This is a genomic window from Streptomyces sp. 378, assembly GCF_030124145.1.
GTDB lineage: Bacteria > Actinomycetota > Actinomycetes > Streptomycetales > Streptomycetaceae > Streptomyces.
Map to the genome: position 1 here is coordinate 91,466 of NZ_JASKMS010000005.1, position 22,939 is coordinate 114,404.

General features: G+C 72.8%; 19 protein-coding genes. 11 read left to right on the plus strand and 8 right to left on the minus strand.

Features of this window, described 5'->3' with window-relative positions; translation table 11 throughout:
- The first annotated feature begins 53 nt into the window (after positions 1–53).
- Positions 54–818: a hypothetical protein gene (locus tag QNO09_RS09175; RefSeq protein ID WP_283969587.1), complete on the plus strand. Its 765-nt coding sequence runs from the start codon at positions 54–56 to the stop codon at positions 816–818.
- Between the two features lie 392 nt (positions 819–1,210).
- Here the strand turns inward: QNO09_RS09175 and cobT are convergent, their stop codons facing one another.
- Positions 1,211–2,374: a nicotinate-nucleotide--dimethylbenzimidazole phosphoribosyltransferase gene (gene cobT / locus QNO09_RS09180; protein ID WP_283969588.1), complete on the minus strand. Its 1,164-nt coding sequence runs from the start codon at positions 2,372–2,374 to the stop codon at positions 1,211–1,213.
- Between the two features lie 184 nt (positions 2,375–2,558).
- On the opposite strand from cobT, the gene QNO09_RS09185 reads away from it, so the two are divergent.
- Complete coding sequence (locus QNO09_RS09185; RefSeq protein ID WP_283969589.1) at positions 2,559–3,605, plus strand: class I SAM-dependent methyltransferase; 1,047 nt, start codon at positions 2,559–2,561, stop codon at positions 3,603–3,605.
- A gap of 27 nt (positions 3,606–3,632) precedes the next feature.
- On the opposite strand, the gene QNO09_RS09190 is transcribed toward QNO09_RS09185, so the two are convergent.
- Positions 3,633–4,832, minus strand: coding sequence for a bifunctional adenosylcobinamide kinase/adenosylcobinamide-phosphate guanylyltransferase (locus QNO09_RS09190; protein ID WP_283969590.1), 1,200 nt, complete (start codon positions 4,830–4,832; stop codon positions 3,633–3,635).
- Between the two features lie 222 nt (positions 4,833–5,054).
- Between QNO09_RS09190 and QNO09_RS09195 the strand changes: the two genes are divergently transcribed.
- A complete protein-coding gene (locus tag QNO09_RS09195; protein WP_283969591.1) occupies positions 5,055–5,267 on the plus strand; it encodes a hypothetical protein in 213 nt (70 codons plus the stop codon).
- A 73-nt stretch (positions 5,268–5,340) separates the two neighbouring features.
- Here QNO09_RS09195 and QNO09_RS09200 read toward each other — a convergent pair whose 3' ends face one another.
- Positions 5,341–6,042 (minus strand): class I SAM-dependent methyltransferase, encoded by a 702-nt coding sequence (locus QNO09_RS09200; protein WP_283969592.1) that lies wholly within the window; start codon positions 6,040–6,042, stop codon positions 5,341–5,343.
- Positions 6,043–6,125: 83 nt separating this feature from the next.
- Positions 6,126–6,725: a DUF3043 domain-containing protein gene (locus tag QNO09_RS09205; RefSeq protein WP_283969593.1), complete on the minus strand. Its 600-nt coding sequence runs from the start codon at positions 6,723–6,725 to the stop codon at positions 6,126–6,128.
- A gap of 317 nt (positions 6,726–7,042) precedes the next feature.
- Between QNO09_RS09205 and QNO09_RS09210 the strand changes: the two genes are divergently transcribed.
- From QNO09_RS09210 to QNO09_RS09235, 6 genes are all read left to right on the plus strand, one after another.
- Positions 7,043–7,828 (plus strand): PspA/IM30 family protein, encoded by a 786-nt coding sequence (locus QNO09_RS09210; RefSeq protein WP_283969594.1) that lies wholly within the window; start codon positions 7,043–7,045, stop codon positions 7,826–7,828.
- 23 nt (positions 7,829–7,851) lie between these two features.
- Positions 7,852–8,130 (plus strand): PspA-associated protein PspAA, encoded by a 279-nt coding sequence (gene pspAA / locus QNO09_RS09215; RefSeq protein ID WP_283969595.1) that lies wholly within the window; start codon positions 7,852–7,854, stop codon positions 8,128–8,130.
- A 70-nt stretch (positions 8,131–8,200) separates the two neighbouring features.
- Positions 8,201–9,424: a sensor histidine kinase gene (locus QNO09_RS09220; RefSeq protein ID WP_283969596.1), complete on the plus strand. Its 1,224-nt coding sequence runs from the start codon at positions 8,201–8,203 to the stop codon at positions 9,422–9,424.
- Complete coding sequence (locus QNO09_RS09225) at positions 9,421–10,104, plus strand: response regulator (protein WP_283969597.1); 684 nt, start codon at positions 9,421–9,423, stop codon at positions 10,102–10,104. Before QNO09_RS09220 ends, QNO09_RS09225 begins: the two co-directional genes overlap by 4 nt.
- Positions 10,105–10,264: 160 nt before the next feature.
- Positions 10,265–13,387 carry an efflux RND transporter permease subunit gene (locus QNO09_RS09230; RefSeq protein ID WP_283969598.1) on the plus strand — a complete coding sequence of 1,041 codons (3,123 nt, stop codon included), beginning with the start codon at positions 10,265–10,267 and terminating at the stop codon, positions 13,385–13,387.
- Between the two features lie 115 nt (positions 13,388–13,502).
- Positions 13,503–15,716, plus strand: coding sequence for a protein kinase domain-containing protein (locus QNO09_RS09235; RefSeq protein ID WP_283969599.1), 2,214 nt, complete (start codon positions 13,503–13,505; stop codon positions 15,714–15,716).
- 18 nt (positions 15,717–15,734) lie between these two features.
- On the opposite strand, the gene nadA is transcribed toward QNO09_RS09235, so the two are convergent.
- On the minus strand, positions 15,735–16,931 hold the full coding sequence (gene nadA / locus QNO09_RS09240; RefSeq protein ID WP_283969600.1) for a quinolinate synthase NadA: 1,197 nt from the start codon (positions 16,929–16,931) through the stop codon (positions 15,735–15,737).
- 283 nt (positions 16,932–17,214) lie between these two features.
- Between nadA and QNO09_RS09245 the strand changes: the two genes are divergently transcribed.
- The gene (locus tag QNO09_RS09245) at positions 17,215–17,571 is read left to right on the plus strand and encodes a HesB/IscA family protein (protein ID WP_031109243.1); all 357 of its coding nucleotides are present in this window, start codon (positions 17,215–17,217) and stop codon (positions 17,569–17,571) included.
- Positions 17,572–17,661: 90 nt separating this feature from the next.
- Here the strand turns inward: QNO09_RS09245 and QNO09_RS09250 are convergent, their stop codons facing one another.
- Positions 17,662–19,782, minus strand: a complete 2,121-nt coding sequence (locus QNO09_RS09250; RefSeq protein WP_349636956.1) for a hypothetical protein — start codon at positions 19,780–19,782, stop codon at positions 17,662–17,664.
- A 146-nt stretch (positions 19,783–19,928) separates the two neighbouring features.
- Positions 19,929–20,138, minus strand: coding sequence for a hypothetical protein (locus QNO09_RS09255; protein ID WP_283969601.1), 210 nt, complete (start codon positions 20,136–20,138; stop codon positions 19,929–19,931).
- A 132-nt stretch (positions 20,139–20,270) separates the two neighbouring features.
- Between QNO09_RS09255 and QNO09_RS09260 the strand changes: the two genes are divergently transcribed.
- Positions 20,271–21,245, plus strand: a complete 975-nt coding sequence (locus tag QNO09_RS09260) for a carbohydrate kinase family protein (RefSeq protein WP_283969602.1) — start codon at positions 20,271–20,273, stop codon at positions 21,243–21,245.
- A 63-nt stretch (positions 21,246–21,308) separates the two neighbouring features.
- On the opposite strand, the gene QNO09_RS09265 is transcribed toward QNO09_RS09260, so the two are convergent.
- On the minus strand, positions 21,309–22,688 hold the full coding sequence (locus tag QNO09_RS09265; protein WP_283969603.1) for a cysteine desulfurase/sulfurtransferase TusA family protein: 1,380 nt from the start codon (positions 22,686–22,688) through the stop codon (positions 21,309–21,311).
- Positions 22,689–22,939 lie beyond the last annotated feature (251 nt).

A 22,939-nucleotide genomic window follows, 5' to 3' on the forward strand; every position in this document is an offset into this window, starting at 1 on the left:
GGCTACCGGCCGGTCAGGAGAGCGGGAACGGCAGCCGTGGATAAAGTTCACATATGGGATGGTTCGAGCGGAACATCATGGAACCCGGCAAGCTGCCGTTGCTTCTCGCTCTCGTCTCCTTCGTCCTGACCTTCCTGATCACCCGGGGCATCACCCGTCTCATCCGGGCGGGCAAGGGCCCCTTCCGCAACATCAGCGGCAGCGGCGGTGTCCACGTCCACCACGTGGTCCCCGGTGTCATCCTGACGATCATCGGCGGCTTCGGCGCGGTCGCCGGCGGCCAGTACGGCTTCGGCTCGGCGTTGGCCGCGGTGATCTTCGGCATCGGCGCGGGCCTCGTCCTCGACGAGTTCGCCCTGGTCCTGCATCTCGCCGACGTCTACTGGACCCCGGACGGCCGCAAGAGCGTGGAGATGGTCGTCCTGACCGCCTCGCTCGTGGGCCTGCTCCTGATCGGCTTCTCGCCGCTGGGCGTCAACGATCTCAACGAGGACCAGCAGCAGAACCGCGCCGTCGTCCTCGGGAACATCCTCGTGAACTTCGCGTTCGCCCTCATCGCCCTGTTCAAGGGCAAGGTCCGCCTCGCGGTCCTGGGCGTGATCGTCCCGCTCGTCGCCCTGGTCGCCGCCGTGCGGCTGGCCCGCCCCGCCTCCCCGTGGGCCAAGCGGTTGTACGGGAACCGCCCTCGCGCCCGTGCGAAGTCCACCCTGCGCGCCTACCACCACGACCGCCGCTGGGCGGGCCCCCGGCGCGCCTTCCAGGACTGGATCGGCGGCGCGCCCGACCCCGAGCCGGCCCGGTCCCTCGAACGCCGCTGACGCGGCTCGCCGAGCGCGCACAGCACCAGCACCAGCACCGCCACGATGGCCGCGAGGTGCTCCTTGCCCGCGAGGTTCTCCTTCAGCCACCACTTCGACCAGCATCGCCACGACCACGACCGAGGCCGTGACCCAGGCGCGGTGGCGCCACCCGAGGAAGACGGCCCGACCACCACCGCCGCCGACGGCGGTCGTCCTCGTCCGCGCGTGGAAACGTCTGAGGGTGTCCGCGAATCGGTCAAGCCGACACCACGTTCCAAGACCGACCGGAACGGGACGAAGCCGAGCCAGGCGGGAGTGACCTGGATCTCGGGGTGCTACTGCCCGACGGACGCCCCGACGCCCGGACGCCTCGACGCGTCCGGCCGGGCCGACCTGCCGGCTCCGGGGTGCTACTGCCCGGCGGACGCCTCAGAACCCTCAGACGCCTCAGACGCCCCGGATGCTCCCGAGGCCTCGGATGCCTCGGACGCGTCCGGCCCGGCCGGCCCGGCCGGCTCCTCGGAGTCCTTCGGCTTCTCCGGCAGCTCCGCCGCCAGCGCGGCCGCGGCCTGCACGAGCGGCAGCGCCAGCAGGCCGCCCGCGCCCTCGCCGACGGTCACCCCATGGGACAGCAGCGGCTCCAGGGCCATCCGGTCCAGCGCCTTCGCCTGCCCGGGCTCCCCGCTGTCGTGCGCGGCCAGCCACCAGTCCGGTGCCCGGAACGCGATCCGCTGTCCGACCAGCGCGCACGCGGCCGTCACGACCCCGTCCAGCACCACGGGCAGCTTGCGCACCGCGCTCTGCAGCAGGAAGCCGGTCATCGCGGCGACGTCCGCTCCGCCCACCGCGGCCAGCAGCCGCAACTGGTCCCCGAGCACCGGCCGCGCCCGGCGCAACGCGTCCCGGATCGCCGCGCACTTGCGCATCCACGCCAGGTCGTCGATCGCCAGCCCGCCCCGCCCGGTGACGACCGACGCGTCGACCCCGCACAGTGCCGCGACCAGCACGCCCGCCACCGTGGTCCCGCCGACGCTCACATCACCGAGCACCACCAGGTCCGTGCCCGAGTCGGCCTCCTCGTCGGCCACCGCGACCCCGGCGCGGAACGCCGCCTCGGCCTCCTCCGCCGTCAGCGCGTCCTCGATGTCGATCCGCCCGCTGCCGCGCCGCACCCGGTGCCGTACGACGTCCCCGGGCAGCGAGTCGGGGTCGCAGTCCAGGGCCATGTCGACGACCCGCACCGGCACGCCCAGCCGCCGTGCCAGCACCGACACGGGCCGGCCGCCCTCCAGCACCTCGCGCACCAACTCCCCGGCGCCGCCCGCCGGCCGGGCCGAGACGCCCAGCTCGGCGATGCCGTGGTCACCGGCGAAGAGCACCACCCGCGGCCGTTCCACCGGCCGCACCGGCACGGCGGACTGCGCCGCCGCCAGCCACTCACCCAGTTCGTCGAGGCGGCCCAGCGACCCGGGCGGCACGACCTGTCGCTCCCGGCGCGCCTCGGCGTCCCGGCGGATCCCGCCGTCCGGACGCTCGATCAGATCGGTGAAGTCGTCGAGATTAAGCGAGCTCATTCGCCGAACAGTACCGGCACCGGTCGAACAGCACGGCGCCACATCACCACTCCGCCGAGGCGACGTCATTGCACCCGGGATCGGCATCCCATACGTTCCGGTTTGCAGCGGATTGTCGTACGTGCCCCGTGCGATGTCCCCGCCGTACGTCCTTGCCGTACGCCGCCGCGCCCGGGAGCCGCCCATGACCGCACATCCCGCCCCTTCAGCACCCCCCGCCCCGCAGGCGACCACGCCGGTCCACGAACCGCGCCGGGAGGACTGCCCCTGGTGCGGCTCCGCCCGGCTCCGCAACCGGCTGCGCACCGGTGACCTGCGGCAGTACAAGCCCGGCAGCTTCACCGTCGACGCGTGCCGCGACTGCGGCCACACCTTCCAGAACCCCCGTCTCACCGCGCAGGGCCTGGCCCTCTACCACCGGACCGTGCGCGGGGCGCCCAGGGACCCGGCGAGCGACGGCCTCCTGGCCCTGCGCGCCAGTCCGCGCCGCCACCGCTCGGCAGCCCGCGCGATGCTGCGCTTCGGCGAGCCGGAGAGCTGGCTCGACGTGGGGACGGGGCATGCCCGCTTCCCGGCCACGGCCCGGCGTTTCTTCCCGTACACCGCTTTCGACGGCCTGGACCCCACCCCGCGCGTGGTCCGCGCCCGCTCGGCCGAGCGCGTCGAGGAGGCCCACGTCGGCCGCCTGACGGACCCTCGGCTCGCCGCGCCCCTGCGCGCCCGCTACGACGTGGTCAGCATGCTCCACCACCTGGAGGGCACCCCGGACCCGCGAGCGGAACTCCACGCGGCCCTGTCCGTCCTGCGTCCCGGCGGCCACCTGCTGCTGGAGACCCTGGACCCCCGCAGCCTCTTCGCCGTCCTCCTGGGCCGCTGGTGGCTCGCCCACGACCAGCCCCGCCACCTCCACCTGATCCCCCCGCCCAACCTCCGGGCGGAACTGGAGGCGGCCGGCTGCACGGTCCTGACGCTCGACCACCGCCCGGTGCACGTCCCCCACGACCTCGCGGGCGCCACGTCGCTGGCCCTCTCCCACGCCCTGCCGGCCCCGGACACCCCCTGGCGGGCGATCCCCCCGCCCCCCGTCCAGAGGCACGCCCGTACCGCTCTGCTCCGCGCGGGCATCCCGCTGGTGGCCCTGGCGGCGGTGGCGGATCTGCTCCTGGCCCCGGTGGCCCGCCGCACTCGGTGCGCGAACACCTACCGGGTGATCGCCCGCAAAGCCGCGTAGCCGACCGGGGCGCAGCCCCGGCCTCCGTCAGCCCCGCAGCACCACGGCCTGCCCCGCCACCACCAGCAGCACGTGCTCGCACTCGTCGGCGAAGCCCGCGTTCAGCCGCCCGAGTTCATCCCGGTACCGCCGCCCCGACGCCGTCGCCGGCACGATCCCCGAGCCCACCTCGTTCGACACGGCGACGACGGTCCGCCGGGTGACCCGCACCGCCTCCGTGAGCTCCCGCACCCGCTCCCGCAGCACCTTCTCCCCGTGCTCCGCCCATACCGCGTCGTCCCATGCCCCGGCGGAATCCATCGCGTCGGTCAGCCACAGCGACAGACAGTCGATGAGCAGAGGCGGCCCCTCGGTCTCCAGCAGCGGCACCAGATCGCAGGTCTCGACCGTCTGCCACGATCCCGGCCGCCGGTCCCGGTGCGCCGCCACCCGCGAGGACCACTCCGTGTCCCCGTTGCGCGAGCCGCCCGTCGCCACGTACAGCACGTCCGGGAAGGCCTCCAGCCTCCGCTCCGCCTCCACCGACTTGCCCGAGCGCGCCCCGCCCAGGACCAGGGTCCGCCGCGGCACGTCCGGCACGTCCTCGTACGCCCCCACCACCAGCGTCACCCCGTCCGGTACGGCCCGCGCCCCGGCCGCCGCGAGCCGCCGCCCGAGCTCGGGGCCGGGCGGCACGTCGTGGTCGAGGTGGACGGCGACCACATCGGTCGTCGGCCCGACCGCCCCCACCGCCCGCAGTTTCGCCAGCGCGTCCGGCCGGCCCACGACGTCCACCAGGACCATGTCGTAGGACGCGGCCGGTGCCTCCAGGCCCGCGGGCGCCCCGCCCGGCGGCAGATACAGCAGCCGCTGCCCCTCCGGCCCGGTCACCGCGTATCCCGTGCCCGGCGCGTCCAGCGCCACCGCCCGCACCCGGTGCCCCGTCAGCAGCGTCAACTCCCGCCCGTCCGGCACCCGCCCCGGCTGCGGCAGCCCCGCGGGCACCTCCACCGCCGGCCCGTCGTGCGGATGCGACAGCAGCACCTGCCGTACGCCCGTCAGGGAACGGCCCGCCCGCGCCGCCGCGAACGCCGCGCCCGGTGTCAGGTCGAGCAGCAGGGCCCCGTCCAGGAGCAGCGCGGTGGCCGCCCGCGCGTCCGGGCCGAGGGCGGCCGCACAGGCCGCGCAGGGACAGTCGGGGCGGGGGAGGCCCGCCGGGGCGCCGGTGCCGAGCAGAGTGAGTTCCACGGCACCGATTTTCGCCTGCCCGCCCGGCTCCTGCGCGCCTGGCACCCCGGATGGAGCCCCCGCGCGGGGTCCGTACGGGAAGCGGGGGTGACCACCCGCGCGCAACCGGTCACCCGCGGTCCTGTGACGGGACACCCGGTCGAGCGCATAGGCTCGGGGCGGGAGCCGGACCAAGATCCGGCTTTTCGCTGTGCAGTGTGCTCACACACATGGGAGGCGTACATGGCGGCATGGACGTGGCGGTTCGAGAAGACCGACGGGACGGAGGTCCAGCCCGCGGTGCCGCCGGAGGAGTTCCCCACCCAGGGGGATGCCGAGTCCTGGATCGGAGAGCACTGGAAGGCCCTCGAGGAGGGCGGTGCCGACCAGGTGCGGCTGTTCGAGGACGCCGCGGAGATCTACGGGCCGATGAGCCTGCACGCGGCCGAGGCGTGAGCCCCGGGCGGGGGCCGAGGCCCCCGCCCACCCGCCGAGGCCCCGCCCACCCCTCGTGCGCGTCGTCCGTGTGTCAGCCGCGCACGCCGCACAGGTGCAGCAGCGCGGCCACCCCGCGGTACGGATCCGTCCGCCCGGCCTTCTCCTCCACCGCGACCAGCGTCTCCACGTCGGCCGGGACCTGCGCGCCGTCCGCCGCCGTGTCGGTGAACACCCGCACCCCGTACCAGGCGTGCAGCGGCGCCCCGATCCCCGCGAGCGTCGACGTCAGGTCCTTCAGCCGGTCGGCGCGCACGTCGAGCCCCAGCCGGTTGCGGTAGGACACCGTGTCGAAGGCGGCCAGCGCCCCCGGCCAGTCACCGGACAGGCCCGGCCGGAACGCGAGCGCGTCGCCGTTGCGCACGAGCAGGGACAGCAGCCCGCCGGGCGCGAGCATCCGGGCGAGACCCGCCAGCAGCGGGTCGGGTTCCTCGACGTACATCAGGACGCCGTGGCACAGCACCACGTCGAAACTGCCGGGCAGGAAGTGCACACCGGTGTCCCGGCCGTCGCCCTCGATGACGCGCATCCGCTCCCGGATGCCCTCCGGCTCCCCGGCCAGGGACTCCCGGGCCGCGGCGACCATCGTCGCGTTCTGCTCCAGACCGGTCACCTGGTGCCCGGCCCGGGCCAGCCGCAGCGCCTGCGTGCCCTGGCCCATCCCCACGTCGAGCACCCGCAGGCGCTGACCGACCGGGAACCGGCCGACTATCTGCTCGTCCAGCTGGCGGGCCACCAGCTCCTGTCGGACGACATCGCGCAGCCCGCCCAGCTTGTCCAGCCAGGCCTGCGCCGCACCCCCGGAGAACGGCGTCGTGGTCAGGGCCGCTCTCCACGTTTGACCTGCGGCTTCGGCAGCCGGAGCCGGCGCATCTGGAGGGAGCGCATCAGGGCGTAGGCGACGGCGCCGCGCTTGTTCTCACCCGCGAAGCGCTCGTTCAGCTGCTTCTTCAGACGGAAGGCCGTCGCGAACGAGTCGAGCACGATCAGCACGATCACCACGAGCCACAGCAGCAGCGCGATGTTCTGCAGCGACGCCACCCGCACCATGCTCAGCACGAGGATGACCACGGCCATCGGCAGGAAGAACTCGGCGATGTTGAACCGCGAGTCGACGAAGTCGCGCGCGAACCGGCGGACCGGTCCCTTGTCCCGCGCAGGCAGATACCGCTCGTCGCCGCTCGCCAGCGCCTGGCGCTGCCGCTCCATCGCGGCACGGCGCTCCTCGCGCTGTCGCTTGGCGGCCTCCTTGCGCGTCATCGACGTGTTGGCCACGCTGCGGCGCGAGGACTGGGCCTGGCTGCGCTTGGGCGTGGGGCGGCCCTTGGGGGCCTCGGGGTGACGGGGCTGACTGGAGTCGGTCACCGGCGCCTTGTCGGCGTCCTGGGCCTTCTCATCCTTCGCACGGCTACGGAACACAAAACCCAAGGGTAAGGGCTTCGGGGCATGGACCCCAGCCCCGCGGGGAACGATCCGGCAACACCAGTCGTCAGTAAGGGGACAGAGGGGACGTTGCGTACGTCTCCGGATGCCTCTCGGGGTGTACGGCTCCGGTGGCCCCGGGGATCACCTACTCCCTACGCCGGAGCGGGAGCGTACGCAGTCGTCCTTGGGGATGAGCGCATCCGTCCCCGAACAGTGCGGTAATGGATGCAGGGCCCGTACTGTGGGTTCTGTCGCAGGAGCAGCTGCCGAAGTCGGTCAGAAGGGGGCGCGCGAAGCCCATGAGCGGTGTCATGAAGCGTATGGGGATGATCTTCCGCGCGAAGGCGAACAAGGCCCTGGACCGGGCCGAGGACCCGCGCGAGACCCTCGATTACTCGTACCAGAAGCAGCTGGAGCTGCTCCAGAAGGTCCGCCGCGGCGTCGCCGACGTGGCGACCTCCCGCAAACGTCTGGAACTCCAGCTGAACCAGTTGCAGTCGCAGTCGGGCAAGCTGGAGGACCAGGGCCGCAAGGCGCTCGCGCTGGGCCGTGAGGACCTGGCCCGCGAGGCACTCTCCCGCCGGGCCGCGCTCCAGCAGCAGGTGACCGACCTGGAGACCCAGCACGCGACGCTGCAGGGCGAGGAGGAGAAGCTCACCCTCGCGGCCCAGCGGCTCCAGGCCAAGGTCGACGCCTTCCGCACGAAGAAGGAGACGATCAAGGCGACGTACACCGCGGCCCAGGCACAGACCCGGATCGGCGAGGCCTTCTCCGGCATCTCCGAGGAGATGGGCGACGTCGGCCTGGCCATTCAGCGTGCCGAGGACAAGACGGCCCAGCTCCAGGCCCGCGCCGGCGCGATCGACGAGCTGCTCGCCTCCGGTGCCCTGGAGGACCCCTCCGGCATGCACAAGGACGACCTTCAGGCCGAGCTGGACCGGCTCTCCGGTGGTACGGATGTGGAGCTGGAACTGCAGCGCATGAAGGCCGAGCTGGCCGGCGGTTCGGGCAGCGGGCAGCAGGCCATCGAAGGCGGCGCGAACGGGCAGCAGTCCCCGCAGCAGCCGCAGGACACTCCGCGCTTCGACAAGCAGTAGGGGTCCACGCCTAGGAGGGCGACATGATCGTACGGATCATGGGGGAGGGCCAGGTGAGCCTGGCCGACGGCCACCTCGCCGAGCTGAACAAGCTGGACGACGAACTCCTGGCGGAGATGGAGAACGGCGACGGCCCCGGCTTCCGCCGCACCCTCCAGGCTCTCCTGTCCAGGGTCCGCGACCTGGGCGACCCCCTGCCCGACGACTCCCTGGAGCCTTCGGAACTGATCCTGCCCTCTCCGGACGCCACGCTGGAGGACGTCAGGGAGTTCCTGAGCGACGACGGTCTGATCCCGGGCTGAGTGCCGCACCCCGTGGCCGGGCCGAGGAGGGACTGGGGGCGCGGCCCCGGTCCGGCTACCGTGGACAGCCGTGAGCACTCTCGCGCGGGCCCGATGCCGGGCCAAGGCGCATCCCCTGGCCATGGACGCGGTCCTGGCCACCTCCGTCCTTCTCTGCATGGTCGCCGGTTCGTTCGTGGAGCCCCGGCACCAAGACAGCGTCAGCTGGGCCCTGCGCACCCCCGACACCCTCAGCCTCGTCCTCATGGCCCTCGGCGCCGCCGCCCTGGTCTTCCGCCGCCGGGCCCCGATGACGGTCCTCGCCCTCACCGGCGCCGTCTCCGTGGTCGAGTCGGTCACCGGCGATCCCCGCGCCCCCGTCGCCATGTCCGCCGTCGTCGCCCTGTACACCGTCGCCTCCACCACCGACCGCCCCACCACCTGGCGCGTCGGCCTGCTCACCATGACCGTGCTGACCGGCGCCGCCATGTCGGCCGGTTCCCTGCCCTGGTACGCCCAGGAAAACCTCGCGATCTTCGCCTGGACCGGTATCGGTGCCACCGCCGGCGACGCCGTCCGCAGCCGCCGCGCCTTCGTCCAGGCCATCCGGGAGCGCGCCGAACGGGCCGAGCGCACCCGTGAGGAGGAGGCCCGCCGCCGGGTGGCCGAGGAGCGCCTGCGCATCGCCCGGGACCTGCACGACGTCGTCGCCCACCACATCGCCCTGGTCAACGTCCAGGCCGGAGTCGCCGCCCATGTCATGGACAAGCGCCCCGACCAGGCCAAGGAGGCACTCGCGCACGTCCGCGAGGCCAGCCGCTCCGCCCTCAACGAGCTTCGCGCCACCGTGGGCCTGCTGCGGCAGTCCGGCGACCCGGAGGCCCCGACCGAACCCGCCCCGGGCCTGGACCGCCTCGACGAACTCACCGGCACCTTCCGCAGTGCCGGCCTGCACATCGAGGTCGCCCGCGCCGACCAGGGGGGCACCACCCTCCCCGCGGCCGTCGACCTGGCCGCCTACCGGATCATCCAGGAGGCTCTCACCAACGTGCAGAAGCACGCCGGGCCCCGGGCCAAGGCGGAGGTCAGCGTCGTACGCGTCGGACCGAACATCGAGATCACCGTGCTCGACGACGGCAGCGGCGAGAACGAGAACCGGCACAGCGGCGGCGGCCACGGACTGCTCGGCATGCGCGAGCGCGTCAGCGCCCTGCGCGGCACCCTCACCACCGGTCCCCGCTACGGCGGCGGCTTCCGCGTCCATGCCATCCTGCCGGTCAAGAACCGCACACCCACCGGGGAGGACCCCGCATGACCATCCGTGTCCTGCTCGCCGACGACCAGGCGCTGCTGCGCAGCGCCTTCCGCGTGCTCGTCGACTCCGAGCCCGACATGGAGGTGGTCGGCGAGGCCTCCGACGGCGCCGAGGCGGTGCGGCTGGCGAAGGAGCGGCGCGCGGACGTCGTCCTCATGGACATCCGCATGCCCGGCACCGACGGCCTCGCCGCGACCCGCATGATCAGCGCCGACCCCGCCCTCGCCGAGGTCCGGGTGGTGATCCTGACGACGTTTGAGGTCGACGACTACGTCGTGCGGTCGCTGCGCGCGGGAGCGTCCGGCTTCCTCGGGAAGGGCTCCGAGCCCGAGGAACTCCTGAACGCCATCCGTATCGCGGCCGGCGGCCAGGCCCTGCTCTCCCCGGCGGCCACCACGGGCCTGATCGCCCGGTTCCTCGCCACACGGGACCCGGCCGACGACGAGCGCGACCCGGCCCGCGGCCAACGGCTCGACTCGCTCACCGTCCGCGAGCGCGAAGTTCTCGTGCAGGTCGCCGGCGGGCACTCCAACGACGAGATCGCCGAGCGCCTCGAAGTCAGCCCGCTGACGGTGAAGACGCACGTCAACCGGGCCATGGCCAAGCTCGGAGCCCGGGACCGGGCTCAGCTCGTGGTCACCGCGTACGAGTCGGGCCTGGTCCGTCCGAGGGTGGAGTAGGCCCGACCCGGGCGTACTGCGGCGGGAGTATGCGCCGCATAAGGAAATGGACCTGGGGCCTACGAAACCCCGTTCCCCCATGGCCCAGGGTGTAGGGGCGGGCGCTCTTCCGCGCGTCCGCTGCCGCTTCTGCCGCCAAACAGAAGAGAGACCCTCACCCATGTCCTGGCTGTCCAGGTTCAGCCTCGCGCAACGGGCCTTGATCGGGCTGATGTCGATCATCGCGCTCGTCTTCGGGGCGATCGCGATACCCCAGCTCAAGCAGCAGCTGCTGCCCACCATCGAACTGCCCGTGGTGTCCGTGCTGGCGCCGTACCAGGGCGCGTCACCGGACGTGGTCGAGAAGCAGGTCGTCGAACCCCTCGAGGACACCCTCGAAGCCGTCGACGGCATCAGCGGCGTCACCTCCACCGCCAGCGAGGGCAACGCCGTGATCATGGCGTCCTTCGACTACGGCAACGACACCAAGCAGCTCGTCGCCGACGTCCAGCAGGCCGTCAACCGGGCCCGCGTCCAGCTCCCGGACGACGTAGACCCGCAAGTCGTCGCCGGTTCCACGGACGACATGCCGACCGTCGTCCTCGCCGTCACCTCCGGCCGGGACCAGCAGGCCCTGGCCGACCAGCTCGACCAGACCGTCGTGCCGGAGCTGAAGAGCATCGACGGCGTCGGCCAGGTCACCGTCGACGGTGTGCGCGACCTCCAGGTCACCGTCACACCCGACGACGCCGAGCTCGCCAAGGCGGGTCTGACCTCGCAGTCCCTCGCCCAGGCGCTCCAGGCGGGCGGCGCGACCGTCCCGGCCGGCTCCTTCGACGAGGGCGGCGCCAACCGCACGGTCCGGGTCGGCGGCGGTCTCACTTCGCTGCGGCAGATCCAGGACCTGATGGTCCCGGGCGAGCCCGGCGCCAAGGGCAAGCCGGTGCGCCTCGGTGACGTGGCCACGGTGAAGCAGCAGGAGGCCACGGCCGACTCCATCACCCGCACCGACGGCAGGCCCAGCCTCGCCGTCGCCGTCACCATGGACCGCGACGGCAGCGCGGTCGCCATCTCCGACGCCGTCCGGGACAAGCTCCCGGACCTGCGCGAGGACCTCGGGTCCGGCGCGAACCTCACGATCGTCAGCGACCAGGGCCCGGCCGTGTCGAAGTCCATCAAGGGCCTGACCACCGAGGGCGCGCTCGGTCTGCTCTTCGCGGTCCTGGTGATCCTGGTCTTCCTGGCCTCGATCCGCTCGACCCTCGTGACCGCGGTGTCCATCCCGCTGTCCGTGGTGCTCGCCCTGATCGTGCTCTGGACGCGCGACCTGTCGCTGAACGTCCTCACGCTGGGCGCCCTGACCATCGCCATCGGCCGGGTCGTCGACGACTCGATCGTGGTCCTGGAGAACATCAAGCGCCACCTCGGCTACGGCGAGGAGCGCCACTCGGCCATCCTCACCGCCGTCCGCGAGGTGGCCGGCGCGGTGACGTCCTCGACGCTCACCACGGTCGCGGTGTTCCTGCCGATCGGCCTGGTCGGCGGCATGGTGGGCGAACTGTTCGGCTCGTTCAGCCTCACCGTGACGGCCGCCCTGCTGGCGTCCCTCCTCGTCTCCCTGACGGTCGTGCCGGTCCTGTCGTACTGGTTCCTGCGCCCGCCCAAGGGCACCCCCGAGGACGCGGCCGAGGCACGCCGGCTGGCCGAGGAGAAGGAGGCCGAGAGCCGCCTCCAGCGCATCTACGTCCCCGTCCTGCGCTTCGCGACCCGCCGCCGCCTCACCAGCGTGGCCATCGCCCTCGTCGTCCTGGTCGGCACCTTCGGCATGGCGCCGCTGCTGAAGACGAACTTCTTCGACCAGGGCGAGCAGGAGGTCCTCACCGTCAGGCAGGAGCTGAAGCCCGGCACCAGCCTGGCCGCGACCGACGCCCAGGCGAAGAAGGTCGAGAAGCTGCTCGCCCGCACCGAGGGCGTGAAGGACTACCAGGTCACGGTCGGCTCGTCCGGCTTCATGGCGGCCTTCGGCGGCGGCACCGACACCAACCAGGCCTCCTACCAGGTGATGCTGGAGGGCTCGGCGTCCTACGAGGACGTCCAGAGCAGCATCGAGAAGGGCCTGGCCGGGCTGAAGGGCATCGGTACGACCACCGTCGCCGCCGGTGACGGCTTCGGCAGCCAGGACCTCAGCGTGGTCGTCAAGGCCGCCGACGCCGACGTCCTGCGCACGGCCGCCGAGGAGGTCCGCAAGACGGTCGCCTCCCTCGACGACGTCACGGACGTCAGCAGCGACCTGGCGACCAGCGTGCCCCGCATCTCGGTCACGGCCGGCGACAAGGCGGCCGCGGCCGGTTTCAACGACCAGACGCTCGGAGCGGCCGTCGCCCAGGCCGTTCGCGGCACCACCGCGGCCAAGGCGACCCTGGACGACACCGAGCGCGACGTCGTCATCCGCTCGGCGAAGCCCGCCACGACCCTGAAGCAGCTTCAGGACCTGCGCCTGGGCGGCACGGTGAAGCTCGGTGACATCGCCACCGTCAAGCTGGTCGACGGCCCGGTCTCCATGACCCGCATCGACGGGCAGCGCGCGGCCACCATCACCGCGAAGCCGACCGGCGACAACACCGGCGCGGTCAGCACCCGGCTCCAGTCCGAGATCGACGCGCTGAAGCTCCCCGACGGCGCGACGGCGTCCATCGGCGGCGTCTCCGAGGACCAGGACGAGGCGTTCGCCAACCTGGGCCTGGCGATGCTGGCGGCCATCGCGATCGTCTTCATGCTGCTGGTGGGCACCTTCCGGTCCCTGATCCAGCCGCTGATCCTGCTCGTCTCCATCCCGTTCGCCGCGACCGGCGCGATCGGCCTGCTGATCGCCACCGGCACCCCGATGGGCGTCCCGGCGATGATCGGCATGCTGATGCTGATCGGCATCGTGGTGACGAACGCGATCGTGCTGATCGACCTGATCAACCAGTACCGCCGGCAGGGCCACGGCGTCGTCGAGGCCGTGATCGAGGGCGGCCGGCACCGGCTGCGCCCGATCCTCATGACCGCCCTGGCGACGATCTTCGCCCTGCTGCCCATGGCCCTCGGCATCACCGGCGAGGGCGGCTTCATCGCCCAGCCGCTGGCCGTGGTCGTCATCGGCGGCCTGGTGACGTCGACGCTGCTCACCCTGCTGCTGGTGCCGACGCTCTACGCGATGGTCGAACTCCGCAGGGAGCGCCGGGCGAGGAAGCGGGCGGCGAAGAGGGGCCTGCCCGCCGAGCGGACGGACGCGCCGGAGCCGGAGCCCGCGAACGTCTGACGGCCTGATCCGGCGGCGGCCGGGCACCGGACCCGCGGGCCGGTGCCCGGCCGCCCGTGCACGCGTTCCGTATCCTGTGATCTCGAACCGCTCAACGGGGGAGGGGGATCCGGGCGTGCCGCTGCACAGCGACGACCCGAAGTCGGTCGGCGGCCACCGGCTGCTCGACCGGCTCGGGGCCGGGGGCATGGGCGTCGTCTACCGGGCCAGGGCGCGTTCGGGCCGTGAGGTGGCCATCAAGGTCGTGCACGCCCAGTACGCGGCGGACGCCGTCTTCCGCGCCCGGTTCCGGCAGGAGATCGCGGCGGTCCGCAAGGTCAGCGGAGCCTTCACGGCACCGGTCCTGGACGCGGACCCCGAGGCGGCCCGGCCCTGGATGGCCACCCAGTACGTGCCCGGGCCCTCGCTCGCCCGGCGGATCCGCGACCGGGGCGCCCTGCCGGACGCCGAACTGCGCGGGCTGGCCCTGGGCCTGGTGGAGGCCCTGCGCGACATCCACCGGGCGGGGGTCGTGCACCGGGACCTGAAGCCGGCCAACGTCCTGCTGGCCGAAGACGGCCCGCGGGTCATCGACTTCGGCATCTCCCGCGCGGCGGAGAACCACCAGACGCTGACCGAGACCGGCCAGATGATCGGCACACCGCCCTTCATGTCCCCCGAACAGCTCGTCGACGCCCGCGCGGTCGGTCCGGCGTCGGACGTCTTCTCCCTGGGGGCGCTGCTGGTGTACGCCGTCACCGGACGCGGCCCCTTCGACGCGGACAGCCCTTATCTGACGGCGTACCGCGTAGTGCACGACGAACCCGTGCTGGACGGCGTCGGCGCGCCGCTGCGCGGGCTGCTGGGGCGCTGCCTGTCCAAGGAGCCCGCGGACCGGCCCGGACTCGACGAACTGGCCCGGGAGCTGGTGGCCATCCTGCCCGAGCCGGCCACCGTGCCCCTGCGCGCGGACCGGCTCCCGGCCGTCGAGCCCGTCCACCCCGCGACCGTGGCCGACCTGCCGGGCGCACTCCGCCCCCGCCGTCGCGTCCGCCCGCTGCTCGCCGCGACGGGCACGGTCGGCGCCGTCGCCCTCGCCCTGACGGCCTATCTGACGCTCGGCCCCGGCCGGGCGCTGAGCACCGAGCGGCCGGGCACCTCACCGTCCGCGAACTCTCGGTGGGCGGCGCCACCGGCCGGCTGGAAGCCCTGGCAGACGACCGTGTACGAGACGGCCGGGCGCGGTGTGCGGGAGGTGCGGCAGCCGCAGGCCGGCGGGTCGCGGGGCGGGCCGGAGTGCCGGGCGTACGAGGGGGCCGTCTACTGCGCGGGCGACGGGATCCTCCCGGTCCGCCTGGACGGGAGGACGGGTGAGACCGTCTGGCGCTCCGGCCCGGTGGCGTCCGTCACCGGTGACGACTTCTCCAGGTTCGTGATCCTCGGCGTCCGGGACGACACGGTCCTGGTGCGGCAGGAGCTCCCGGGTGAAGGGGCGACCCGGGTCTTCGCCTTCGACACCGGGACCGGTGACCGGCTCTGGGATCGCGCGGTGAACGACGAGTGGACCGAGGTGGCCCTCTCCGGCGGCATCGTCGTGATCCCGGAGGGCGACGGCACCTCGGTGACGGCCCGCTCGGTCCGCACCGGCGCCGCACGCTGGACGGAACGGCTGCCCGCGAAGCACTTCTGCGGGATCACGGAGGCTGCCGGGACCCTGTACCTGTGGTGCGGCTCGGAGGCGGGCGGGGAGGACGGCCTCGTCATGGAACTGCACCCGGCCGACGGCCCGGCGCGCCGGCTTCGGGTACCGAGCGAGGCGGGGCTGCTCGGCGCCCACGACGGCCGGCTCCTGTTCCTGGACCCGACCCAGGACCAGGACGGGAACACCCTCGTGGGGGAGGACGCGCCGTATGCGGCGATCCGGCTGGTGGACCCCGGCACAGGCGCGCAGAGCACGACGGAGCTGGCCGAGGAGTACGAGGGCGAGGTGACGCTGGCGGACGGCACTCTGTGGTTCGCCACCTCCAGCGGACGGGTCACCGCCGTGTCGGCCCGCACGGGCAGGCCGCTGTGGCAGACCCCGACCAGCCTGGAACAGCCGAGCGAGGCCACCTACGACCCGCGCACCCGGACCGTGTACCTCGCCAGCGACAGCGGCCGCGTCGGGGCGCTGGACGCGAGGAAGGGCACGCTGCTGTGGGAGACGCAGCCGCGGGCCCAGAGCAACGCCACCGACTGGGGCGCCACCCGGGTGCGGCTCCTGGAAGGCGCCCTGGTCGCGGCCACCCCCGGCGGCAGCGTCTTCAGCCTCGACCCCGCGCACCCCGAGCGGAAACCGCGCTCGGGGTGACGAGGGGCGGGACCGGGGCTACGGCAGCGCCAGCATCCGCTCCAGGGCCAGCTTCGCGAACGCCTCCGTCTCCTGGTCCACCTCGATGCGGTTGACGAGGTTGCCCTCGGCCAGGGACTCCAGGGCCCAGACCAGGTGGGGGAGATCGATGCGGTTCATGGTCGAGCAGAAGCAGACCGTCTTGTCGAGGAAGACGATCTCCTTGCCCTCGGGCGCGAAACGGTTCGCCAGGCGGCGCACCAGGTTCAGCTCCGTGCCGATGGCCCACTTGGAGCCGGCCGGCGCGGCCTCCAGGGTCTTGATGATGTACTCCGTCGAGCCGACGTAGTCCGCCGCGGCCACGACCTCGTGCCGGCACTCGGGGTGGACCAGGACGTTCACGCCCGGGATGCGCTCGCGGACGTCGTTCACCGAGTCCAGGCTGAAGCGGCCGTGCACCGAGCAGTGGCCGCGCCACAGGATCATCTTCGCCGCGCGCAGCTCCTCGGCCGTCAGACCGCCGTTCGGCTTGTGCGGGTTGTAGAGGACGCAGTCCTCCAGGGACATGCCCATGTCCCGCACGGCCGTGTTGCGGCCCAGGTGCTGGTCCGGGAGGAAGAGGACCTTGGTGGTGGAGGGCTCCCCCTGCTCGAAGGCCCAGTCCAGGGCGCGCTTGGCGTTGGAGGAGGTGCAGATCGTGCCGCCGTGCTTGCCCGTGAACGCCTTGATGTCGGCGGAGGAGTTCATGTACGAGACGGGCACGACCTGCTCGGCTATACCGGCCTCGGTCAGCACGTCCCAGCACTCGGCGACCTGCTCGGCCGTCGCCATGTCGGCCATCGAGCAGCCGGCGGCGAGGTCGGGCAGCACGACCTTCTGGTCGTCGGACGTCAGGATGTCCGCCGACTCCGCCATGAAGTGCACGCCGCAGAAGACGATGTACTCGGCCTCCGGGCGGGCGGCCGCGTCCCGGGCCAGCTTGAACGAGTCACCGGTCACGTCGGCGAACTGGATGACCTCGTCGCGCTGGTAGTGGTGGCCGAGTACGAAGACCTTGTCCCCGAGCTTCTCCTTCGCCTTGCGGGCGCGCTCCACCAGGTCCGGGTCGGACGGCGAGGGCAGGTCGCCGGGACACTCCACACCGCGCTCGCTCCTCGGGTCGGCCTCACGGCCGAGGAGCAGCAGGGCGAGGGGCGTCGGCTGTACGTCGAGGTCCTGGGTCTGGGCGGTGGTCACGGCACGCACCCTTTCTGTTTCTGCGACTTTTCGTCGATTTGACGCTATCTATCATAACCGCTTCACGTCACTTTGACGATGGCCATAGCGTCGGTGTGACGTGAATCCCGGCGAGCCGCCGTTCATTCCCGCAAAGACCCGGAAAGAGCCGTTTTCCGGTTGCCGGTGCGTGTGCGAGCATGAAAAGAAGCCGAGATCGAGCGCCCGGCCCCGGAATGAATCCGAGGCCCCGCCGGTTGGAACCGTCGGCAAGCAGTCTCCGTACAACCCGGGAGAGATGTAGATGTCCGTATCGGACGAGACCAGCACCGTCACCGACGGCATCATCCTGACCGACGCCGCCGCGTCCAAGGTCAAGGCGCTGCTCGACCAGGAAGGCCGCGAAGACCTCGCGCTGCGTGTCGCCGTCCAGCCCGGCGGCTGCTCCGGCCTGCGCTACCAGCTCTTCTTCGACGAGCGCGCCCTCGACGGCGACGTGGAGAAGGACTTCGGCGGTGTGAAGGTCGTCACCGACCGCATGAGCGCCCCGTACCTGGGTGGTGCCACGATCGACTTCGTGGACACCATCGAGAAGCAGGGCTTCACGATCGACAACCCGAACGCGACGGGCTCCTGCGCCTGCGGCGACTCCTTCAGCTGAGCCTGCCGGGCCGCCGGCGGCGACCGCGCACACGACGAAGGCGGCGGCCCCCTCCGACGGGGCCGCCGCCTTCGCGCTGTACGGCGGTTCCTACCGCTCCCGCGTCGGGGGAGCCGGCAGCCGTGGGCCCTCCTTGGCCAGCGGGATCGCCTTGCCGTCCGCGTTCACCACGGCCCGGTCACCGAGCGGCTCGTCCAGCTGCACGGTCTTCTGGAACCCCTTGGCGATCAGGATGCAGACCTTGTTCGGCCACGGGGTCGACGTCACGGTGACCGTCACCTCGTCGCCCTTCTCGCTCGCCTTCACGTCGTAGTCGGAGCACACCCCGCCCGTGAAGGTCACCGTCAGCTCCGAGCCCTCGGCCCGGTAGCCGTTCACCTTCACCTCGCGAGGACCGGGAGCCGATGTCGGCCGGTCGCCGGGCCCGTCCGTCTCCGTCCCCGGGGAGACGAGGTACTTCGGCTCCACCGCCGGGTACGTCACGGTGAACGGGTCCTTCGCGCCCGGTGCCGTCACCTCGAACAGCCAGGACGGCACCAGCGCCTGCCGTCCGTCCACGACGTGCGCGGCCAGTCCGAACACCGCGTTCCCGACCGTGACCGCGTCCCGCTTCGGAGCGCCGCTCGCCGACTGCTCGCAGGGCTCCTCCAGCCGGTCCTTGTGCGGCACCGGGGAGGCGCAGCCGCCGATGCCCGTCCGGGGATCGTCCTCCGGCTGTCCGTTCATCAGCTCCAGTGCCTTCCCGGCGCTGACCACGGGGTAGGTGTCGCCCTTCACCGGCGCCTCGAGCCGACCGCTGCCGCCGACGACCTCCCCGTCCGAGCCGACCGTGATGCCGGTCGTCCAGCCGTACGTGGGCAGTCCGCCGATCTCGGGGGCGGCGTTCACCACCCGCTGAGCCCCCATGACCTGGCTCGCGTCGAGCTTCGCGTCGTCCTGGCCCACGGCCTTCAGCACGGGCGCGGCGGCCTTCTCGGCCACCTCCTCGCTCACCGGTGTGCCCCCCGGCCGCGGAGCGGTGCAGGTGTCGGTGCCCTTGCAGTTGTCGGTGCCCGGGGCGTACCGGCTGAACGTCCAGGCCCCGGGCGCCCGCCTGTCCACCTGGAGGCTCGGCCCGGACCCGTCCTTACCCCCGATCCTCCAGGCCTCGCCCTGCGCCACCGGCGCCCCGTCGACCCCGAGGGCCCTCGCCAGCCGGGCCACGTCCTCCCTGCTCACCTCGCCCCGCGCCCGGTACACCGCCGCCTTGCCCGGACCGTCCGGCAGCGTGCCGTCGGCCCGGTAGGTGACGCCGTACGGGTTGGGCTCGCCGGGCGCGATGCCGTCCCCGCTGTCCGCCCCGGACTCCGAGTACCCGTCGAGCGCGAGCGGCGGGGGAGTGCCGTCCCCGCCGGGCGCACCGGAGGTCGTACCGCCGCCCGCCCCACCGGACGCGTTGGAGGCGAGCCAGGCCCCGCCCCCACCGATCAGCAGCACGGCGGCGGCGACGGAGGCGATGATCGCGGGCGTACGGGGACGGCCCCCTGCGTGCTGGACCAGGTCGTCACCCGGTGCCGCTGTGGCACGAGGGCGGGCTGCCCCGGCACCGGTGTCCTCCGCGGTGGCGCCGTGGGCCGGTCCCGATCCCGATCCCGATCCCGATCCCGGTCCTGGTACCGGGACGGGGTGGGCCTCCTCGATGCCCGGGTTTTCGGCTCCCGGGTTTTCGGCTCCCGCGCCTTCGGCGGCGGGTTCGCGATCCGGGGCCGACTCGGCACCGGCTTCCCGGGCCCCGGTCGCCGTGGCCCGCTCGTCGCCGGCCTGCCGGTCTTCGGGCGCGTCCGCCTGCGCGGCTTGCGCCCCGTGCCCGTCCGCCCGCGCGGCCTCCCGCGCGCCGCGTTCGTCCGCCTGCGCACCATGTTCATCCGTCTGCGCGGCTTCCGGCGCCCCGTGCTGGACGGCCTCCGGGGCCGCCGCCTCGGGCTCGTCGCCCTCCGTCGTCTCGGCCTCCGCGGCGCGCTGCCCGCCATCGGGGGCGCCGGTGGCCTCGGCAGACCCGGTGGCCTCGGCAGACCCGGCGGTACCCGGCGACACCTCGCCGTCGGCCGACGCCTCGGCCCGCGCCGAGGTACCGGCATCCGCCGTACCCGGCTGTTCGGCCTCCGGGGCGCCGGTGGTCGCGCCGGCCGCTTCCCTGGCGTCGTCGTCCTTGTCGGGTCGCTCGGTGTTCACCGCATCGCTCCTTCGGCTGCACAGCTGTCCCATGGGACCCGGCCCGTCACCTACGGGCCCGCTGGTGGGTCGTATCCCGCCTCCCCTTTACGGGGGACAGCGATGGGACGCAGCGGGGGAGCACACGGTTCCCGCGAATGCGCCGTTCAGTCGCCGTAGTCCTCCATGGCGTCGAGCAGCCGTGCGGAAGCCGGGGGTACGGACACGCCGTGGATCAGGGCGGGGGAGACCGGCCGGGAGGCGACCCGGTCGGGGACCGCCCAGTGCGGAGCCATCCGTGCCCCGTCGCCCGGCAGCGACGCCAGTTCGCCTTCCAGATCGACCGGAACGGGCATGTGGAACTTGAGGTTCGTCATAACGGCACCGTACGCACGGTCGAGCTCACGGAGAAAGATCTACTATCGGGTAGTTTCGATGCCTTCAGAGCCGCCCCGCCCACCCGATAGCGTGAACCGTCAAGGTCCGCCTCCCTCAGGAGAGTCCACGCCGTGCGCATCGCAGTCTCCGGCTCCATCGCCACCGACCACCTCATGACCTTCCCCGGCCGCTTCGCCGACCAGCTCGTAGCGGACCAGCTGCACACGGTCTCGCTGTCGTTCCTGGTCGACAAGCTCGACGTCCGCCGCGGCGGCGTCGCCGCGAACATCGCGTTCGGCATGGGACAGCTCGGCACCCGCCCGATCCTGGTCGGCGCCGCGGGCGCGGACTTCGACGAGTACCGGGCCTGGCTGGAGCGGCACGGCGTGGACACCGACTCCGTCCGCATCTCCGACACGCTGCACACCGCCCGCTTCGTGTGCACGACGGACGCCGACCACAACCAGATCGGCTCCTTCTACACCGGTGCCATGAGCGAGGCCCGCCTCATCGAGCTCAAGACCGTCGCCGACCGCGTCGGCGGTCTCGACCTGGTCTCCATCGGTGCCGACGACCCGGAGGCCATGCTCCGCCACACCGAGGAGTGCCGCTCCCGGAACATCCCGTTCGCCGCGGACTTCTCCCAGCAGATCGCCCGGATGGACGGCGAGGAGATCCGCATCCTGCTGGACGGGGCGACGTACCTCTTCTCCAACGAGTACGAGAAGGGCCTCATCGAGACCAAGACCGGCTGGAGCGACGCCGAGATCCTCTCCCGGGTGGGCCACCGGGTCACCACCCTCGGCGCCCGCGGCGTACGCATCGAGCGGACCGGCGAGGACCCGATCGAGGTCGGCACGCCCGACGAGGAGCGCAAGGCCGACCCCACGGGCGTCGGCGACGCCTTCCGCGCCGGCTTCCTCTCGGGTCTGGCGTGGGGCGTCTCCCTGGAGCGTGCCGCGCAGGTCGGGTGCATGCTGGCGACGCTCGTCATCGAGACGGTGGGGACGCAGGAGTACCAGCTGCGTCGCGGGCACTTCATGGAGCGGTTCACCAAGGCCTACGGGGACGAGGCGGCGGCGGAGGTGCAGGCGCATCTGTCCTGACCGTCGTCCGTGCGCGGGCGCGCGGGGGCCGGTCGCACAGTCCCCCGCGTCCCGTCGGGCCGGTCAGCCCACCCGGCGGACCAGATAGGCGGTACCCCGGTCCGCCGTCTCCTCCCCGACGTACTCCTGACCCCGCATCTCGCACCACGCGGGAATGTCCAGCCGGGCCGCCTCGTCGTCGGACAGGACCCGCACCAGCCCGCCCACCGGCACATCGCCGATGACCTTCGCCAGCTCGATCACCGGAATCGGGCAGCGCTTGCCGAGGGAGTCCACGACCAGGACGTCCTCCTCGCGGGCGACCGCGGAGGCGACCGGCGCGCCCAGCTTCTCCCGGACCGCCGCCACGGTCCCGGGAAGGACGGCCAGGAATCTCTCCACTTCCTCCTCGGCCACCCCCGGCGGCAGCGAAACCCGCACGTTTCCCTCACTCAGCGCGCCCATGGCCCGCAGCACATGGCTCGGCGTCAGCGTGCTGCTCGTGCAGGACGATCCGGACGAGACGGAGAAATCCTCGCGGTCCAGCTCGTGCAGGAGCGCCTCGCCGTCGACGTAGAGGCAGGAGAAGGTGACGACCCCGGGCAGCCGGCGCACCGGATGGCCCACCACCTCGACGTCGGGGACCAGTCGCGGCACCCGTGCCCGGATCCGCTCCGTCAGCTCCCGCAGCCGCGCCGCCTCCTCGGCCGCCTCCGCCCGTACGGCCCGCAGCGACGCGGCCGCCGCCACGATCGCCGGGATGTTCTCGAAACCGGGCGCCCGCCCCGACTCCCGCTCGTCCACCGGACCTTGCGCGGCGAACCGCACGCCCTTGCGCACGACGAGCAGCCCGACCCCGGACGGGCCGCCCCATTTGTGCGCACTGCCCGCGAGCAGTGACCAGTCCCCTTCCACCGGCCCCCACCCCAGCGACTGCGCCGCGTCCACCAGCAACGGCACCCCGGCCTCCCGGCACACCTCGGCCACCGCCGCGACGGGCTGCTCGGTCCCGACCTCGTGGTTGGCGGACTGGAGACAGGCCAGCGCGGTGTCCTCGCGCAGGGCAGCGGCGTAGGCCGCCGGATCCGCCAACCCGGTGCGGTCCACCCCGACCTGGGTGACGCTCCCTCCGGCCGCCTCCAGGAGCTCCGCCGAATGCAGTACAGAGGAGTGTTCGACCGCGGACACGATCAGGTGACGCCCGACCCGTCGCCGCCCGGCCAGCGCCCCGGCAATCCCCGTGTGCACGGCACGGGTTCCGGACGAGGTGAAGATCAGCTCGTCCGGCCGGCATCCCACCGCCTCGGCGGCGGCCTCCCGCGCGGCGTCCAACAGCACCCGGGCTCGCCGCCCCTCCCTGTAGAGGCGCGCGGGATCCGCCCACCCCTCGTCGAGCGAGGCCAGCAGAGCCTGCCGGGCGATCGGGTGCAGCGGAGCAGCGGAAGCAGCGTCGAAGTAGGCCACACGGCAACGCTAGAACGTCCCCGGGGACAGTGGGCCCCGGGGGCGCGGGGAACCGCGCGAACAGCCACAAACCACCCGCAGCCGCCAAATCGGCGAACCACCCGGGTGAGTAGGCACCCCTCCTCGAGAACCCCCTGAGGGCGTCGGCTAGGGTTTGGTCCGCATAAACATCCAAACCCCTGCCCGACGCAGGGCCGCGACCGACCAGCGAGAAGGCCAGGCCGCAGCCGATCCGCGCGGGCGAGACTCTC

Bases quoted from the DNA above. Each gene is read 5' to 3' on its own strand.
- QNO09_RS09175 (WP_283969587.1), top strand. From the start codon at position 54: ATGGGATGGTTCGAGCGGAACATCATGGAACCCGGCAAGCTGCCGTTG.
- cobT (WP_283969588.1), bottom strand. From the start codon at position 2,374: ATGAGCTCGCTTAATCTCGACGACTTCACCGATCTGATCGAGCGTCCG.
- QNO09_RS09185 (WP_283969589.1), top strand. From the start codon at position 2,559: ATGACCGCACATCCCGCCCCTTCAGCACCCCCCGCCCCGCAGGCGACC.
- QNO09_RS09195 (WP_283969591.1), top strand. From the start codon at position 5,055: ATGGCGGCATGGACGTGGCGGTTCGAGAAGACCGACGGGACGGAGGTC.
- QNO09_RS09210 (WP_283969594.1), top strand. From the start codon at position 7,043: ATGAAGCGTATGGGGATGATCTTCCGCGCGAAGGCGAACAAGGCCCTG.
- pspAA (WP_283969595.1), top strand. From the start codon at position 7,852: ATGATCGTACGGATCATGGGGGAGGGCCAGGTGAGCCTGGCCGACGGC.
- QNO09_RS09225 (WP_283969597.1), top strand. From the start codon at position 9,421: ATGACCATCCGTGTCCTGCTCGCCGACGACCAGGCGCTGCTGCGCAGC.
- QNO09_RS09230 (WP_283969598.1), top strand. From the start codon at position 10,265: ATGTCCTGGCTGTCCAGGTTCAGCCTCGCGCAACGGGCCTTGATCGGG.
- QNO09_RS09245 (WP_031109243.1), top strand. From the start codon at position 17,215: ATGTCCGTATCGGACGAGACCAGCACCGTCACCGACGGCATCATCCTG.
- QNO09_RS09255 (WP_283969601.1), bottom strand. From the start codon at position 20,138: ATGACGAACCTCAAGTTCCACATGCCCGTTCCGGTCGATCTGGAAGGC.